General features: G+C 57.4%; 14 protein-coding genes and 3 pseudogenes. 11 read left to right on the top strand and 6 right to left on the bottom strand.

Annotated features, from left to right (window positions below; all coding sequences use genetic code 11):
- Positions 1 to 53: 53 nt before the first annotated feature.
- Positions 54 to 374, bottom strand: coding sequence for a hypothetical protein (locus JZM24_RS02760; RefSeq protein WP_215668483.1), 321 nt, complete (start codon positions 372 to 374; stop codon positions 54 to 56).
- A gap of 691 nt (positions 375 to 1065) precedes the next feature.
- Between JZM24_RS02760 and JZM24_RS02755 the strand changes: the two genes are divergently transcribed.
- The gene (locus tag JZM24_RS02755; RefSeq protein ID WP_215668482.1) at positions 1066 to 1260 is read left to right on the top strand and encodes a hypothetical protein; all 195 of its coding nucleotides are present in this window, start codon (positions 1066 to 1068) and stop codon (positions 1258 to 1260) included.
- 16 nt (positions 1261 to 1276) lie between these two features.
- On the opposite strand, the pseudogene fur reads toward JZM24_RS02755, so the two are convergent.
- A pseudogene (gene fur / locus JZM24_RS02750) lies at positions 1277 to 1743 on the bottom strand (ferric iron uptake transcriptional regulator).
- A gap of 252 nt (positions 1744 to 1995) precedes the next feature.
- On the opposite strand from fur, the pseudogene JZM24_RS02745 reads away from it, so the two are divergent.
- Positions 1996 to 3203: pseudogene (locus JZM24_RS02745) on the top strand (IS3 family transposase).
- Positions 3204 to 3414: 211 nt separating this feature from the next.
- On the opposite strand, the gene fldA reads toward JZM24_RS02745, so the two are convergent.
- The 3 genes from fldA to JZM24_RS02730 all read right to left on the bottom strand — a co-directional run bounded on the left by fldA (position 3415) and on the right by JZM24_RS02730 (position 5661).
- The gene (gene fldA / locus JZM24_RS02740) at positions 3415 to 3930 is read right to left on the bottom strand and encodes a flavodoxin FldA (RefSeq protein WP_215668481.1); all 516 of its coding nucleotides are present in this window, start codon (positions 3928 to 3930) and stop codon (positions 3415 to 3417) included.
- 497 nt (positions 3931 to 4427) lie between these two features.
- Positions 4428 to 4715, bottom strand: coding sequence for a LexA regulated protein (ybfE, locus tag JZM24_RS02735; RefSeq protein ID WP_215668480.1), 288 nt, complete (start codon positions 4713 to 4715; stop codon positions 4428 to 4430).
- Positions 4716 to 4884: 169 nt separating this feature from the next.
- On the bottom strand, positions 4885 to 5661 hold the full coding sequence (locus JZM24_RS02730) for an alpha/beta fold hydrolase (RefSeq protein WP_215668479.1): 777 nt from the start codon (positions 5659 to 5661) through the stop codon (positions 4885 to 4887).
- A gap of 212 nt (positions 5662 to 5873) precedes the next feature.
- On the opposite strand from JZM24_RS02730, the gene seqA reads away from it, so the two are divergent.
- The 7 genes and pseudogenes from seqA to pxpC all read left to right on the top strand — a co-directional run bounded on the left by seqA (position 5874) and on the right by pxpC (position 13312).
- Complete coding sequence (gene seqA, locus JZM24_RS02725; protein ID WP_215668478.1) at positions 5874 to 6428, top strand: replication initiation negative regulator SeqA; 555 nt, start codon at positions 5874 to 5876, stop codon at positions 6426 to 6428.
- A 20-nt stretch (positions 6429 to 6448) separates the two neighbouring features.
- Positions 6449 to 8092: a phosphoglucomutase (alpha-D-glucose-1,6-bisphosphate-dependent) gene (pgm, locus tag JZM24_RS02720; protein WP_215668477.1), complete on the top strand. Its 1644-nt coding sequence runs from the start codon at positions 6449 to 6451 to the stop codon at positions 8090 to 8092.
- 358 nt (positions 8093 to 8450) lie between these two features.
- On the top strand, positions 8451 to 9410 hold the full coding sequence (locus tag JZM24_RS02715) for a 2-thiouracil desulfurase family protein (protein ID WP_215668476.1): 960 nt from the start codon (positions 8451 to 8453) through the stop codon (positions 9408 to 9410).
- Between the two features lie 15 nt (positions 9411 to 9425).
- The gene (gene phrB / locus JZM24_RS02710) at positions 9426 to 10868 is read left to right on the top strand and encodes a deoxyribodipyrimidine photo-lyase (RefSeq protein WP_215668475.1); all 1443 of its coding nucleotides are present in this window, start codon (positions 9426 to 9428) and stop codon (positions 10866 to 10868) included.
- Between the two features lie 13 nt (positions 10869 to 10881).
- Complete coding sequence (locus JZM24_RS02705; protein ID WP_215668474.1) at positions 10882 to 11625, top strand: type 2 GTP cyclohydrolase I; 744 nt, start codon at positions 10882 to 10884, stop codon at positions 11623 to 11625.
- 115 nt (positions 11626 to 11740) lie between these two features.
- The gene (gene pxpB / locus JZM24_RS02700; protein ID WP_215668473.1) at positions 11741 to 12397 is read left to right on the top strand and encodes a 5-oxoprolinase subunit PxpB; all 657 of its coding nucleotides are present in this window, start codon (positions 11741 to 11743) and stop codon (positions 12395 to 12397) included.
- Positions 12391 to 13312: pseudogene (gene pxpC / locus JZM24_RS02695) on the top strand (5-oxoprolinase subunit PxpC). Before pxpB ends, pxpC begins: the two are co-directional and overlap by 7 nt.
- A gap of 28 nt (positions 13313 to 13340) precedes the next feature.
- On the opposite strand, the gene JZM24_RS02690 reads toward pxpC, so the two are convergent.
- The gene (locus JZM24_RS02690) at positions 13341 to 14621 is read right to left on the bottom strand and encodes a citrate synthase (RefSeq protein WP_215668472.1); all 1281 of its coding nucleotides are present in this window, start codon (positions 14619 to 14621) and stop codon (positions 13341 to 13343) included.
- A gap of 615 nt (positions 14622 to 15236) precedes the next feature.
- On the opposite strand from JZM24_RS02690, the gene sdhC reads away from it, so the two are divergent.
- Complete coding sequence (gene sdhC / locus JZM24_RS02685; RefSeq protein WP_215668471.1) at positions 15237 to 15626, top strand: succinate dehydrogenase cytochrome b556 subunit; 390 nt, start codon at positions 15237 to 15239, stop codon at positions 15624 to 15626.
- Entirely contained in the window at positions 15620 to 15967 is a 348-nt protein-coding gene (sdhD, locus tag JZM24_RS02680) for a succinate dehydrogenase membrane anchor subunit (protein ID WP_215668470.1), read from the top strand. Before sdhC ends, sdhD begins: the two co-directional genes overlap by 7 nt.
- The last annotated feature ends 2 nt before the right edge of the window (positions 15968 to 15969 follow it).

The raw sequence follows: 15969 nt of genomic DNA, 5'->3' as shown, positions 1-15969 counted from the left end.
GGGGCGTGTCGGAGGCTGATGAGTCACCGTTGCGCCACCATGCCGCAGGCGCTTTAGTCCTTCAGTGGGTGAGAGCGGCAGCGCGCTTTCGTGTTCACCGGGCGTAGCGCCATCACGCAGGCTGAGGCTGGGAAGCGGCTGCGAGGAAGGTTGTGCGGCGTGTCGCCCGCCGTCGGCATCGTGCAGGTGGCTGCGGTTGGGTAGCTGCGGTGCGGCAGGTTGTGCGGCTTTTCGCCCGCCGGCGACATCGTGTAGGTGGCTGCGGTTGGGTAGCTGCGGCGCGGCCGGTTGTGCGGCTTTTCGCCCGCCGGCGGCATCGTGCAGGTGGCTTTAGTTGGGTAGCTGCGGCGCGGCCGGTTGTGCTTTCTGATCAAGTTGGTTTGCCCCCGCTTTGGCGGGCAAATGCGGTGAGGATTCCCGCAGGGCAACGTCGTTGGCAAGCGCCGTATTTATGCGTAAGGAGCGTGGCGGCACCGGCGGTGAGGACCTTCCTGGTGTGGCAGGGATTAGCCATTTTGCCTGTCTTACGTTGATAGTTGCAGACCTGAACGGCGCTGGTTTGGTTGGATGCGCTTCCAGCGATTCCACAGACGCTCGTGGCGGGAGATTGTCTTGCAGGATAGTTTTAATCATCATGATACCTGTAGGTTGACCTAAAATGATAAGAAAAGCGTTACCGGTTACAAGGTTGGGCTTGAATTGACGGTAAACGCGACGGAGGGTTTCCTGTGCCGAGTTTTGTTGCTGGCGCAAAACCGAGCCAGGGGCTGTGAATATTTATCGACCTATAGACTCACTGCTCGATAGATTAGGAAGTTACTTTCCCGCCAGGCATCAGGTGAAAGGCTGATTCAGAACCAAGGAATGGCGGAGCAGTGAAAGAGGGGAAGGGGGGGCGCGTTAAGTGTACAACGACCAAAACGACCAAAAACGATGAAAGGGTATGGCGATGATGGCGTAACAGCGAGGTGGTGCTAAGAGGAACGAATAAAACGGTCATAGGCCAGGCGGTGGAAAGAGGAACGGTGAGACGGGTACAGGGTCAGGCGATAGAAAGAGGAACGAATGAAACGGTCACAGGGTCAGGCGGTGAAAAGAGGAACGAATGAAACGGCCATAGGCCAGGCGGTGAAAAGAAGAACAGTGAAACAGCACAGGCTTTTCATTACGATGAAACAAGCGGTTATTAAACGTTATCACAGCGGTAACGGGAAAAAAAAACCGCCGGCGGCGGTTTCACTCTTTACGGTAGCGATCTGACGACGTTGGCCGGACGTCAGAATTTTACCACGCGCGGATCATCTATATCATGCAGGGTTTCATCTTCACGGCAGTCGCCTTCCGCGCAATGGCCATAAAGATAAAGACTGTGGTTGGTCAGTTTAATGTTGTGCTTTTTCGCGATGTCACGCTGGCGCGCTTCAATAAACTCATCGCGAAATTCGATGACCTTGCCGCAATCCAGGCAAATCAGGTGATCGTGGTGGTGTTGCTGGGTGAGCTCGAAAACCGATTTGCCACCCTCGAAATTGTGGCGGGTGACAATACCGGCGTCATCGAACTGGTTAAGTACGCGGTAAACCGTGGCCAGCCCGATTTCCTCACCCATGTCGATCAGCTTTTTATACAGATCTTCCGCACTGACGTGGTGGCATTCCGGATCTTGCAACACTTCCAGGATCTTCAGCCTGGGAAGGTCACTTTCAGGCCGGCCTTCTTTAATGCGATATTATTGTCAGTCATGCGGGTTTGGTCCTGTTACTTGATAATCAAGCTATAAGCTAACACAGCCTATAGCAATCGTCGGCCCGAAAAATGGTTCACTGTCTCATTATATAACTCGCGGTAAGGAATGAAAAAGAGACTCATTTTCATTATAGCCCACTCAGCGAGTAAGGACTATGTGATTTAGCCCCCTGAAACACCAGACAGTAGCTGTATCTCCAGATAAGAGATAGGCTTGAATATATGTCTAACACTAACGCCAATTTTGATATGACCGGGATCCTGTTAGGTCAAGAAGTCCGTAAACGTAAAACTCCTCAGGAAAAAATGGCCATTATTCAGCAGAGGATGGAGCCCGGCATGAATGTCTCCCATCTCGCACGACTGCACGGTATCCAGCCCAGCCTGCTGTTTAAGTGGAAAAAGCAATATCAGGAAGGCAACCTCACCGCCGTGGCTGCCGGGGAGGACGTTGTTCCTGCCTCTGAGCTTGCAGCTGCATTGAAGCAGGTCCGGGAGCTCCAGCGCCTTCTGGGTAAGAAGACGATGGAGATTGAGATCCTAAAAGAAGCCGTGGAGTACGGCCAGTCACGAAAATGGATAGCGCACGCGCCCTTGTTGCCAAAGGCCGGGGAATAGCACAGGTCAGCCGCGCCATGAGCGGGTCGCGTGCGCCGCTGTCACTGCGGATTAAGCGTTCTGCCGACTGGCAGGACAGGCGCTGTAACCGGCGTAATGACGAAGCAGACGCTGAAATACTGTCGGACATCCTCGACATCATCAGCGATATGCCCAGCTACGGCTATCGGCGGGTGTGGGGAATCCTGCGTAAACAACGTCGCGCAGAGGGACTGCCGCCGGTAAATGCGAAACGACTTTACAGGATCATGTGTGAGCATAACCTGCTGTTATTACATTGAAAACCAGAGCGGCCGAGGCGTGAGCATAAGGGCAGGATCGCGGTGGCAGAAAGCGATATGCGCTGGTGTTCAGATGGCTTCGAGTTCGGCTGCGACAACGGTGAAAAACTGCGGGTCACGTTCGCACTGGACTGCTGCGACAGAGAGGCCATAGACTGGGCTGCGAGCACTGTAGGCTACGACAGTTCGACCGTGCAGGATGTGATGCTGAGGTCGGTAGAAAAGCGCTTCGGCGACAGGTTACCCGATACAGCGGTGCAGTGGTTGACGGACAATGGTTCAGCGTATACCGCGCATGAAACGCAGAGGTTCGCCAGAGAACTGGATCTGGAGCCCTGCACAACAGCGGTGAGCAGCCCGCAGAGCAATGGCATGGCCGAACGGTTCGTGAAGACGATGAAGGAAGACTATATCGAGTTCATGCCAAAACCGGATGCGAGAACAGCCCTGCGAAACCTTGCAGCAGCGTTCACGCATTACAATGAAAACCATCCGCACAGCGCGCTGGGATATCACTCTCCGAGAGAATACCGGCGGCAGCGGGCTTCGTTAACTTAAGATACAAAAGCTGTACGGAGATGGCGGGGCAAGATCACGAGTAAGGACTATGTTACCTCTTTAGGTTCAAAAAATCACACAAAGTGCGGTGCCATTGTACTGCTTTGGCGGAAAAAGTTACAAAATTGTAGCTATCAATTTGAAAGTAATTATTTATCAAGCCTGAAAGCGGCATCCTGCCGTCCGGGGAGGCCGGACGGCGGCAAAGCGATTAGCCCAGATTCATCTCCGCGCTGACTTGTTTAACCCAGCCATCGACGCGCTCGGCGGTAAGCTCCGGCTGCCGATCTTCATCAATGGCCAGACCTAAAAAGTGATCGTCGTCGGCGAGCCCCTTGGACGCCTCGAAATGATAACCGGCGGTAGGCCAGTGGCCGACCAGGGTAGCGCCGTTGGGTTCAATAATATCCCGCAGGGTGCCCATCGCATCGCAGAAATACTCTGCGTAGTCTTCCTGATCGCCGCAGCCGAACAGGGCAACGATCTTGCCGTTGAAATCGACCTCTTCCAGCGTAGGAAAAAAATCATCCCAGTCGCACTGCGCTTCACCGTAATACCAGGTCGGGATACCCAACAGCAGACGGTCGTACTGTTCCAGATCTTCTTTGCTGCTTTTGGCGATGTCAAAAACATCATCAACGTCGGTACCCAGTTGCTTCCGGATCATCTTGGCAATATTTTCGGTATTGCCGGTGTCACTGCCAAAAAAAATGCCTATACTCGCCATGAATATCAAAACCTCATAAATATTAAGGATATGCTAAATCGTCAACCTTAAGCTGATGAAGGTAATAATAGCAGACCCTCACTGAAGGAGATACCTGCCGGCGGGGGGTTTTTGCCGCCAATCCTCCCGCGGCCGGTTAGCGCGCCCGCTGCGCCGGGAGGGCCGGCAATAATCACGCGCAGGCAGGATGTTTCTCCCGCAACCAGCGGCTGCCCGGTAGGACGCTTGAGCCGCGGCGCGCCGGTATGATTTCAAACCGTATTCCGCTGCCGCCCGCCAGGACACTTTCCCGGAGGCGACGGAACGCTGTTAGAATGCCTGTCTCGCCATCAACTGCCGCCCGCCAGGACATTTTCCCGGAGGTGACGGAACGCTGATAGAATGCCTGTCTCGCCATCAACTGCCGCCCGCCAGGACACTTTCCCGGAGGTGACGGAACGCTGTTAGGATTCCCGTCACGCCGTCAACTGCCTGCCGGCAGTTTGCCCGTTGTGCATTCATCCGGCAGGCTGCTGGCGCTCAAGCTCTGCCAGCAAAATAAGTTCGATAAGCTCACTGCGGGATATCGCACGCTTATCGGCTAATCTGTTCAGCGCATCTACCGCCTGCGCATTAATTTTCAACTCCACCCGGCGCAGCCCGCGTACTTTGTCGCGCCGCAGCTGGTTACGCTTGTTGATTCTAAGCTGTTCATCCCGGGAAAGGGGGCTGGTTTTCGGCCGTCCCGGACGGCGTTCATCCGTAAATAAATCCAGCGTGGTGCGGTCCGTTTGTTCTTTTGCCATAGTTGATGAAAAGAATATGCAACCGTAAGCGGCAGGGTCGCCGGCGGGTGGCCTGAGCCCTGGCCGGCGTCTTCCGTAGCGTTATCTTTACCGGTCCCTGGAGACAGCCGGCATCCAAAAACCCGTCATCTTACCCCAGCGACGCGGGCGGCGACAATGGCTAACTGCCTCAGCTTTCCTCTCCCTCCGCCAAAAAACGAACGACGGCGCGCAGCACCCCCTCGGGCTTTTCGGCATGCACCCAATGGCCCGCGCCGGCCACCACGTAAGCGTGAGCGTGGGGAAATTGCTTGCGAATCTGGTCGCGGTAGCGGTCATCCAGATACGGGGAGTTGCCGCCGCGAATAAACAGCACTGGTCCGGGCCAGGGGGCCTGCGTCCGCCAGCCGATAATGTCGGCGTAATTGCGCTCGATGCTTTCAAGGTCAAAACGCCAGTGTCCTTGATAAAACGATTTCAACAAGAACTGCACGGTGCCGGCATCCTCGATATCCTGCGCCATCATCTGCGCCGCCTCGCTGCGCTGGATGACCACGGCATCGCTGACGCGCGCCAAAGCGGTGAAAATGGCGTCGTTCCGGCGGACCTCATAGGCGACAGGGGCCATGTCGATAACCACCGCCCGCGCGATGCGCTCCGGCGCCTGCGCACATAGCGTCATTGCCACTTTGCCGCCCATGGAATGACCGATGACGATGCAGCGCTCAATAACTAGCGCGTCCAGCAACGCCAGTACATCCTGCGCCATCTCGTCATAACGCATGGTGGGTGCATGGGGGGAGAGTCCGTGGTTGCGTAAATCGATTTGCAGGGTGCGATGGTTTTCCCCCAGCGGACGGGCCAGTACACCAAGATTATCCAAACTGCCGAACAGGCCGTGAATCAACACCACCGGCAGGCCCTGTTCCGGCTGGCGCGCCGCCTGCAGCCGATAGTTCAATTTCATAGCGCTCCTTTTGCTACGGATAAAAGCAGTAGCCTATCATAGGTTTAGCGTGACATACGCCGCGGCGGGAAAAAAACGACGCCTGGTCGGGCGGGAGGGTGGTCATGGCAGATTCCGACTTTTTCATTCCAAGGGCGGTTGGTGATGTTCGTTGCCGGGGTTTAACTTGTATAATCGGGACGATTGATTTAAGTGGAAAATAACGTATTACAATGAAAACTATTGAAGTCGATGAAGATCTCTACCGCTATATTGCCGGCCATACCTTGCATATTGGCGAAAGCGCCTCCGACATCTTGCGCCGTCTGTTGAAGTTCTCCCCTGGCGTTGATAAGGCCGCAAGCCCCGCACCGGCGGTGACAACAACGGCAAAACCATCGGAAAAATCGGAATCTGTTCGTCCACTACCCGAGAGAGTTCGCGCAATGCGTGAATTATTGCTCTCAGACGACTATGCTTTGCAGCGCAAGGTAGTGGATCGCTTCATGTTGGTGCTGACCACCCTGCATACCCTGTCGCCGCAGGCTTTTGCCGAAGCGACCGAAACACTGCATGGCCGTACCCGCACCTATTTTGCCGTCGACAGGCAAACGCTGCTGCAAAGCGGCCACCAGACCAAACCGAAACAGGTGCCCGGTACGCCTTATTGGGTCATTACCAATACCAACAGCGACCGCAAACGGAGCATGATTGAGCATATTATGCTGGCGATGCAGTTCCCTACGGAACTGATTGAAAAAGTTTGCGGCACGCTTAAATTTCATTGACTAGCAACGGAGAAGCGCCGATGGCCAATCACCCCCGCGCCGGGCAGCCCGCCCGCCAGAGTGATTTGATTAATGTGGCACAATTAACGTCGCAGTATTATGTATTGCGGCCGGAGCCGGGCAATAGTGCCCAGGCGGTGAAGTTCGGCACCTCGGGGCACCGCGGCAGCGCCGGACGCCATAGCTTTAACGAAGCCCACATTTTGGCCATCAGTCAGGCTATCGCCGAAGAGCGCGCCAAGCAAGGGATTGTGGGGCCGTGCTATGTCGGCAAAGATACCCATGCGCTCTCCGAGCCGGCGTTTATCTCGGTGCTGGAAGTGCTGACCGCCAACGGCGTTGACGTTGTGGTGCAGGCGGATAACGGCTATACGCCGACGCCGGCGATTTCCAACGCCATCCTGACCCATAATCGCGGTGGCGGCGCGCTGGCCGACGGTATCGTCATCACCCCTTCCCACAATCCGCCTGAAGACGGCGGCATCAAATATAATCCGCCCAACGGCGGGCCGGTGGATACCAACGTAACCCGCGTCATTGAAGAGCGCGCCAATGCGCTGCTGGCGGAGGATCTGCGCGGCGTGAAACGCCTGACGCTGGATCAGGCCTGGCAGAGTGGTCATCTCCACGCCCGGGATCTGGTGCAGCCCTATGTCGAAGGGCTGGCAAGCGTCGTGGATATGCCGGCAATACAACGCGCCGGGCTGACACTCGGCGTCGACCCGCTGGGCGGTTCCGGTATTGCCTATTGGCAGCGCATTGCCGAGCATTACCGGTTGGATCTGACGCTGGTGAATGAAGCAGTGGACCAGACGTTCCGCTTCATGCATCTCGATCATGACGGCATTATCCGCATGGACTGTTCATCAGAATCGGCAATGGCCGGGCTGTTGGCGCTGCGCGATAAATTTGATTTGGCGTTCGCCAACGATCCTGACTATGACCGCCACGGTATCGTCACGCCGGCGGGCTTGATGAACCCGAATCATTATCTGGCGGCCTCGATTAACTATCTGTTCCAGCACCGTCCCCAGTGGGGCGATGAGGTCGGCGTGGGCAAAACGTTGGTGTCCAGCGCCATGATTGACCGGGTGGTCGACAGCCTGGGCCGCCGGTTGGTGGAAGTACCGGTAGGCTTCAAGTGGTTTGTCGATGGCCTGTATGACGGCAGTTTGGGTTTTGGCGGCGAAGAGAGCGCCGGCGCGTCATTCCTGTGCTTTGACCGCCAACCTTGGTCCACCGATAAAGACGGTATCATCATGTGCCTGCTGGCGGCGGAAATTACCGCCGTGACCGGCAAAAATACCCAGCAGCATTATGATGAACTAGCTCAGCGCTTTGGCGCCCCCAGCTATAACCGCATCCAGGCGCCAGCCAGCCATGCGCAAAAAGCGATTTTGTCGAAGCTTTCCCCTGAACAGGTCAGCGCCAGTACGCTGGCGGGCGATCCGATTACCGCGCGCTTGACCGCAGCGCCGGGCAATGGCGCATCTATTGGCGGATTGAAGGTGATGACGCAAAACGGCTGGTTCGCCGCCCGTCCTTCGGGAACCGAGGAAGCGTACAAAATCTATTGCGAAAGCTTCCTCGGCACAGAGCACCGCCAGCAGATCGAGAAAGAGGCGGTGGATATCGTCAGCGATGTGCTGACCGGCGCGAAGTAAGCCGCCTGTCGGCGGTCGGTGCCGCCCGCTATTAAATGCCGCGCACCACTGGGCGGCGCCCGGAGAGTTTTGCGGCGGAGGTATCGGGCAGCCTGTGGCGCCGGGAGAGTTCTGCGGCGGAGGTATCGGGCAGCCTGTGGCGACCGAATAAGTCTGCGGCTTAAGGATCGGTCATCCCGTGTCGCCAGCAATCATTGTAACACGCCAATCGGCCATCTTCTGATGGCCTTTTTTATGTCTGCCGTTTGCTAAGCGTCGGCGTCGCATGCCTGTTGCCGGCAACATATTATTGCCTGCCTGCGCAAGAGGCGAAAATCGGCTACGCTTTTCCTACCGTCACCGTCCGCAGGAGCCGAGTATGAGCAGTAGGATCCCCGTCGGTATCAGCGCCTGTCTGATGGGGGAAAATGTTCGCTTTGACGGTGGTCATAAACGTCTGGCGTTTGCCATGGATGACCTGGCGCCGTTTGTCGCTTTCACCGCGGTCTGCCAGGAAATGGCTATCGGACTGCCGGCGCCGCGTCCGGCGCTCAGGTTGGTAAAAAATCCCCACGGCCAAGTTGTTTTGCGTACCAGCAAAGAGGAAAGCGCCATCGACCACACCGCCAGCATGGAGGCCTTCGCGCGCGACAGGGTGCGTCAGCTCGTCGATATCTGCGGTTATATTGTCTGCGCCAAATCGCCCAGCTGCGGAATGGAACGGGTACGGGTGTATGCCGCCCAGGGCGTACAGAAGACCGGAACAGGGCTGTTTACCCGCGTACTGCAACAGCAAATGCCCTGGCTGCCGGTTGAGGAAGATGGCCGGCTGCAGGACTCGCAACTGCGGGAAAATTTCGTGGCACGTGTCTTTACGCTGTGGGAATTCAACCAGCTTATGCGCCATCCGCTCACCCGCGGCGGGCTGATGGCCTTTCATCGCCGTTACAAACTGTTGCTGCTGGCGCATTCCCAGCCGGAGTATCGGCAGATTGGCCCCTTTGTCGCCAGTATGGATCGCTGGCCGTCGCTGGAGGCCTTCGCTTTGGCCTATCGCGACCGGCTAATGGCGCTGCTACGCCATCCGGCGACCCGCTGCAACCATACTAATGTACTGATGCATGCCCAGGGGTATTTCTATCGTTATCTGACCCGGACCCGCGCGCAGCGTAGCGAACTCACCGGATTGATTGACAGTTATCGCCGGGGACTGCAGCCGCTGCTGGCGCCCATCACGCTGCTGAAACATTACATGGCCGAATACCCCGACGCTTGGCTGGCACAGCAGCGCTATTTTGAACCCTATCCCGAAGCGCTACGGCTGCGTTACGGACATTGATTCTACGGATATGTTATGACAACCCATCTGGTCTGGCTGCGCAACGATTTGCGCCTGCACGATAATACCGCTCTGCACGCCGCCTGTCAGGATACGCAGGCCAGGGTGGTGGCGGTGTTTATCGCCACGCCTCAGCAGTGGCGGGATCACCATATGAGCCCGCGACAAGCGGCCTTTATTCAGCAAAATTTGCGTCATCTGGCCGAGGAACTGGCGGCGCGTGGCATCGCGCTACACTATCATCAATGCCCTGATTTCGCAGCGCAGGTGGACTGGCTGGCGTCATTTTGCCCACGCGAAAGGGTAGATAAGCTGTTTTACAACTATCAATATGAACTCAACGAACGGGAGCGTGACCGGCAGTTGGAGCAGCGCCTCGGCGGTCAGACGATCTGCCAGGGTTTCGACGACAGTGTGCTACTGACGCCGGGCAGCGTCCACACCGGCAACCAGCAGATGTTTAAAGTCTACACCCCGTTTCGCAATGCGTTTTTGGGCCGGCTTGAAGAGCAGGATCCAGCCTGCCTGCCGGCGCCGTCGCCACGCGAGGGGGCGCCTTGCGCCAAGGTTTGCGACATTGCGCCGTTTGACTACCCCATGACGCCGCCTGGGGAGGCGTACCCCGCCGGCGAAGCGGCAGCACTCTCCCTTCTGCGCACTTTTTGCCATCAGCAATTGCAGGATTATCGTCGCGGTCGCGATATCCCGGCGCTGGACGCCACCAGCCGGCTTTCCGCCTGGCTGACTGTCGGCGTGCTGTCGCCGCGCCAATGTTATCAGCGGCTGCGCAAAGCTTACCCCCGCGCGTTGACGCCGGGTCAGGACGGCGCGTTCACCTGGCTGAATGAACTGATATGGCGGGATTCCTACCGCCATCTGCTGGTGGCCTGGCCGGCGCTGTGTCGTCATCAGCCGTTTATTCCCTGGACGCGCCACGTCGCCTGGCGACAGGATGATGATCTGTTCGACGCCTGGTGCGCAGGGCGTACCGGTTATCTTATCGTGGATGCCGCCATGCGGCAATTGGCACAGACCGTCTGGATGCACAATCGGCTGCGGATGATAAGCGCCAGTTTTCTGGTCAAGGATCTGCTTATCGACTGGCGCAGCGGCGAGCGGTATTTCATGTCGCAGCTCATTGACGGCGACCTAGCGGCCAATAACGGCGGCTGGCAGTGGGCGGCTTCTACCGGTACCGATGCTGCGCCTTATTTCCGCATCTTCAACCCGACCACCCAGGGAGAGCGTTTCGATGCCGACGGCGCGTTTATCCGTCGCTGGCTGCCGGCGCTGAAATCGGTGCCGGATGCTTATGTGCATCAGCCGCATCGTTGGCCCGACGCGCAGCGCGCCGGGCTGGATTATCCAGCGCCGATCGTTGATCATGGTAAAGCGCGCGCGCTGGGCGCCTATGAGGCGGCCAAATACCGGGCCGCGGCGCGGGACGAATCACGATGAAAGAGGCGAACCGATGCGCAATACCGAACTCGAATACATTATCAATCAAAAGCTTAACAGCAACGCAGTGGAGGATTATGCCCCTAACGGCCTGCAGGTGGAGGGGCGTCAGGAGGTACAGCGTATCGTCACCGGCGTTACCGCCTGTCAGGCGCTGCTGGATAGCGCTCTGGCCCACGGCGCCGATGCGGCCATCGTCCACCACGGTTATTTCTGGAAAAACGAAGCGCCGGTTATCGACGGCATGAAGCGCCGGCGGCTGAAAACGCTGCTGGCTAACGATATCAATCTGTACGCCTGGCATCTGCCGCTGGATGCCCACCCGGTACTGGGCAACAACGCGCAGCTGGCGGCGGCGCTGGACATTCGGGTGACCGGCGCCCTGGAACCGCTGCTGCCGCAAGGTGAACTCGCGACGCCGCTTAGCGGCGATGCGCTGCGCCGGCGCCTTGAGCAGACGCTGGGGCGTAGCGTGCTGCACTGCGGCGACGGCGGGCCGGCGCAGATCTCGCGGTTGGCCTGGTGTACCGGCGGCGGTCAGGGGTTTATCGAGCAGGCGGCGCAGGCGGGCGTGGACGCTTTTATTACCGGCGAAGTTTCCGAACAGACCATCCATGTCGCCCGTGAACAGGGCCTGCATTTCTATGCCGGCGGCCACCACGCCACCGAACGCGGCGGGATCTGCGCCTTGGGTGAGTGGCTGGCCCAACAGTATGATTTGGATGTGACTTTTATCGATATCCCCAATCCGGCCTAGCGCCTTTGCCCGCCCATTCTCTGATTGACAGCGCCTCCTGGGTTGCGCATGCTCATGGACTATTAATGAGCAAGGTAATGAATCCGGCATCTGGCCGGTTTTTCAGGAGGCGGAATTGCAACGGGCGCGATGTTATTTGTTGGGGGAGCGGGCGGTGGTGCTGGAGCTGGAGCCGCCGATCAGTCTGATGAGCCAGCGCCGTATCTGGGGATTGGCGCAGCGTATCGCCTCGCACCCGGATGTGCGCGAAGCGATTCCCGGCATGAACAATTTGACGGTGCTGCTGACCCACCCGCAGCTCACGGCGCTGGATGCGATAGAACGCCTGCAGCGCTGGTGGGAGGAGAGCGAATCGGTATTGCCCGAAGCGCGGCAAATAGCCATCCCGGTTATCTATGGCGGCGATGCCGGTCCCGACCTGGCGCAGGTGGCGGAACATACCGGCATGACGCCACGCCAAGTGGTGGAATGCCACGCCGGCGCTGACTATATTGTCTATTTCCTCTGCTTTCAGCCGGGGTTTCCCTATCTCGGCGGCTTGCCGGAGGCGCTTAACACCCCGCGTCGCGCCGAGCCGCGTCTGCAGGTTGCCGCCGGATCGGTCGGTATCGGCGGGCGGCAGACCGGCATCTATCCCCTGAGCAGTCACGGCGGTTGGCAGTTAATCGGCCACACTCCCGTGGCGCTGTTCACACCCCATGCGGCGTCGCCCACGCTGTTGCGCCCCGGTGATAACGTGCGCTTTGTGCCGCAAAAGGAGGGGGTATGCTGAACGTCATTCGCGCCGGCATGATGACCGCGGTGCAAGACGGCGGCCGCAGCGGTTATCGCCACCTCGGTATCAGCCAGGGCGGGGTGCTGGACCAGCCAGCCATGAAGATGGCAAATTTACTGGTGGGCAACGCGCCCGATGCCGCGGTGCTGGAAATTACCCTGGGACAGTTTTGCGCCGAGATTACCCGTCCGGGCTGGTTGGCGCTGACCGGCGCGGATTGTCACGCCCGGCTGGACGGTAAACCTCTCTGGACCGGCTGGCGCTTTGCGGTACGGCCGGGGCAGCAGGTGAAATTGGCCCTGCCGAAACACGGCATGCGCAGCTATCTTGCGCTGTCCGGCGGCTTTGACGTCCCGCCGGTGCTGCAATCGCGCAGTACCGATATTCAAAGCGGCGATGGGCGGTCTGGAGGGCAGATGGGTGCGCGACGGCGACAGTCTGGCGGACGGGCGGCCGCAACGGCTGCCGACGCGGCAAATGGGGATTAAACAGTTGCTGTTCGGCAACCGCGTACGGGCGCTGCCGGGGCCGGAGTATCAGGAATTCAGCGCCGAGGCGCGCGATGCGTTCTGGCGTGTCGCCTGGCAATTGAGTCCACAAAGTAACCGCATGGGCTATCGGCTGCTGGGCAGCGCCCTACAGCGCACCGCCGAGCGGGAGCTCTTGTCCCACGGCGTATTGCAGGTGCCCCCCGGCGGCCAGCCTATTGTACTGATGGCCGATGCCCAGACCACCGGCGGTTATCCGCGTATCGCCTGTATCATCGAGGCCGATTTGTATCATCTGGCGCAGATCCGTCTGGGCGAGCCCGTTCATTTCATTCCTTGCTCGCTGGATGAGGCGCATGCGGCTTGGCAACAGCAAAACCGCTATTTGGAGCAGTTGGCCTGGCGGCAGGCGCAGAGCGACTGACATGGCGCAGGTCCCCGACGGGGCAGGCTTATTTGCGCTGGCTGTGGAAGTCGCGCTGGGCATAGCCGGTGTAGAGCTGGCGCGGGCGGGCGATTTTCAGACCATCGTCGTGCATTTCTTTCCAGTGAGCTATCCAGCCGACGGTGCGCGCCATGGCGAAAATCACCGTGAACATGGTGGACGGGATGCCCATGGCTTTCAGAATGATGCCGGAGTAGAAATCGACGTTGGGATAGAGTTTGCGCTCTTTAAAGTAGGGGTCGTGCAGCGCGATGTGTTCAAGCTCCATGGCCACCGCCAGCAGGTCATCGGAAAGCTTAAGCTCTTTCAACACTTCATGGCAGGTCTCGCGCATCACGGTTGCGCGCGGATCGTAATTCTTGTACACGCGGTGGCCGAAGCCCATCAGGCGGAACGAATCGTTTTTATCCTTGGCGCGTTTGATGAACTCGGGGATATGCTCCACCTTATTGATCTCCTCAAGCATCCGCAGACAGGCTTCGTTGGCGCCGCCGTGTGCAGGTCCCCACAGCGAGGCAATCCCTGCCGCGATACAGGCGAACGGGTTGGCGCCCGAAGAGCCTGCGGTGCGCACCGTGGAGGTAGACGCGTTCTGTTCGTGATCGGCGTGCAGAATGAGGATGCGGTCCATGGCGCGTTCCAGCACCGGATTGACCTCATAGGTTTCGCATGGCGTGGCGAACATCATATGCAGGAAGTTGCCGGCATAGGACAAATCGTTGCGCGGGTAAATAAACGGCTGGCCGAGCGAGTACTTGTAGCACATGGCGGCCACGGTAGGCATCTTCGACAGCAGGCGGAACGCGGCGATTTCGCGGTGGCGTTCGACATTGACATCCAGCGAGTCATGATAGAAGGCCGCCAGCGCGCCGGTCACGCCGCACATGACCGCCATCGGGTGGGAGTCGCGCCGAAAACCGTGGAACAGACGGGTGATCTGTTCATGAATCATGGTATGGCGCGTGACGATAGTGCGAAATTCGTCAAATTGCTCACGGTTAGGCGCTTCGCCGTTCAGCAGGATATAGCAGACCTCCAGATAGTTCGACTCCAGTGCCAACTGGTCGATGGGGAAGCCGCGGTGCAGCAAGACGCCATTGTCGCCGTCGATATAGGTGATCTTTGATTCACAGGAGGCGGTGGAGGTGAAGCCGGGATCAAAGGTGAAATACCCCTGGCTGCCCAGGCTGCGGATATCGATTTCTTTTTCGCCCATGGTGCCCGTTAGCATATCCATGGCGATAGGGTCATGCCCCTCAGGGGTAAAAGTCGCTTTACTTTCAGCCATTATATTCTCCTTAGCGCGTATAAACTCAATCTTTCACCACGGGCAGCTTATTGACCACGGCGTTGTTTTACCGTCCGTCCCGCGCATGGCGGTAAGTCGGGCGCAAAGCGCAGCTTGACGCTTCACCTGAAAAGGTTGAACGAACGGTTTGCCTTGGTTGGTGAAGATTTATCGAAAATAGTATTAGCTATTAATGGGCATCTTAACCTGTGGGTCAAGGCGCTTTTCACACTGTTGCATAAACTTAATCACGGAGGAAGTGTGCCGTCTCTAGATAAGCGAGTTATAGCATAGAAGCGGGATGGTTTGTAATCAAAATGTTGCTTTATTGTCAATGTGGATGTATACCCTTATAGGAAATGTGAGAATCGTGACGGTGCTCACTAAATCGTCCAAATGTTAACAAACTATTTGTATAGTAATTGTAATCATAATGTGAAAGCCATATACTTCAACAAGGTCTCCGGAACTCCCTGTAGTAGGAGCACCCAGCGTTATTTAACGCGTCATTTACGCACAAGGAATTGTGGTTTTAGCACATGACGTCGCATGGTTTATCCCGTTAACGCTGTCTGATCCAGCCAGGACCGGAGGAAGGAATATAATAACAGCTGTGTGGGCAAAACCGTGAATAAACAAAGGCCTGTCAACCTGGATCTGCAAACGATCCGGTTCCCCGTAACTGCAATAGCATCCATTCTTCATCGCGTTTCCGGCGTCATCATGTTTGTGGCTATCGGCATCCTGCTGTGGGTTCTCGGATTATCCCTCTCTTCCCCCGAAGGCTTCATTCGAGCGGCCGCCATGATGGACAGCTTTATCGTCAAGTTCATCTTTTGGGGGATTTTGACCGCGCTGGCCTATCACACCCTGGGCGGTATCCGTCACATGCTGATGGATTTTGGCTATCTGGAAGAAACGTTGGCGATGGGTAAAACCACCGCAAATGTTACATTTTTGCTAACTGTCGTGCTATCTATATTGGCTGGAGTCCTCGTATGGTAAGCAATGCTTCGGCATTAGGACGTAACGGAGTACATGAGTGGTTATTGGTTCGTGCATCCGCCATCGTAATTTGCCTTTACATTATTTATCTGCTCGGTTTTATCCTGTTTGCAGATACTCTCACCTATGACGTCTGGCGCGGTTTTTTCGCCACCCCCATGACGAAAGTCTTTACCCTACTGACCCTGTTTTCCATCCTGGTGCACACCTGGATCGGCATGTGGCAGGTATTAACGGATTACATCAAGCTCCTGGCACTGCGGCGGCTGCTGCAATTGGCCATCGTTATCGTGCTCATGGTGTATTTACTTTATGGAACTGTTGTGGTGTGGGGGGCGTAGTC

Source organism: Candidatus Sodalis endolongispinus (assembly GCF_018777395.1).
Classification (GTDB): Bacteria; Pseudomonadota; Gammaproteobacteria; order Enterobacterales; family Enterobacteriaceae; genus Sodalis_B; species Sodalis_B endolongispinus.
The sequence above is the reverse complement of the archived record's forward strand: the minus strand, read 5'-3'. Positions and strand labels throughout refer to the sequence as shown.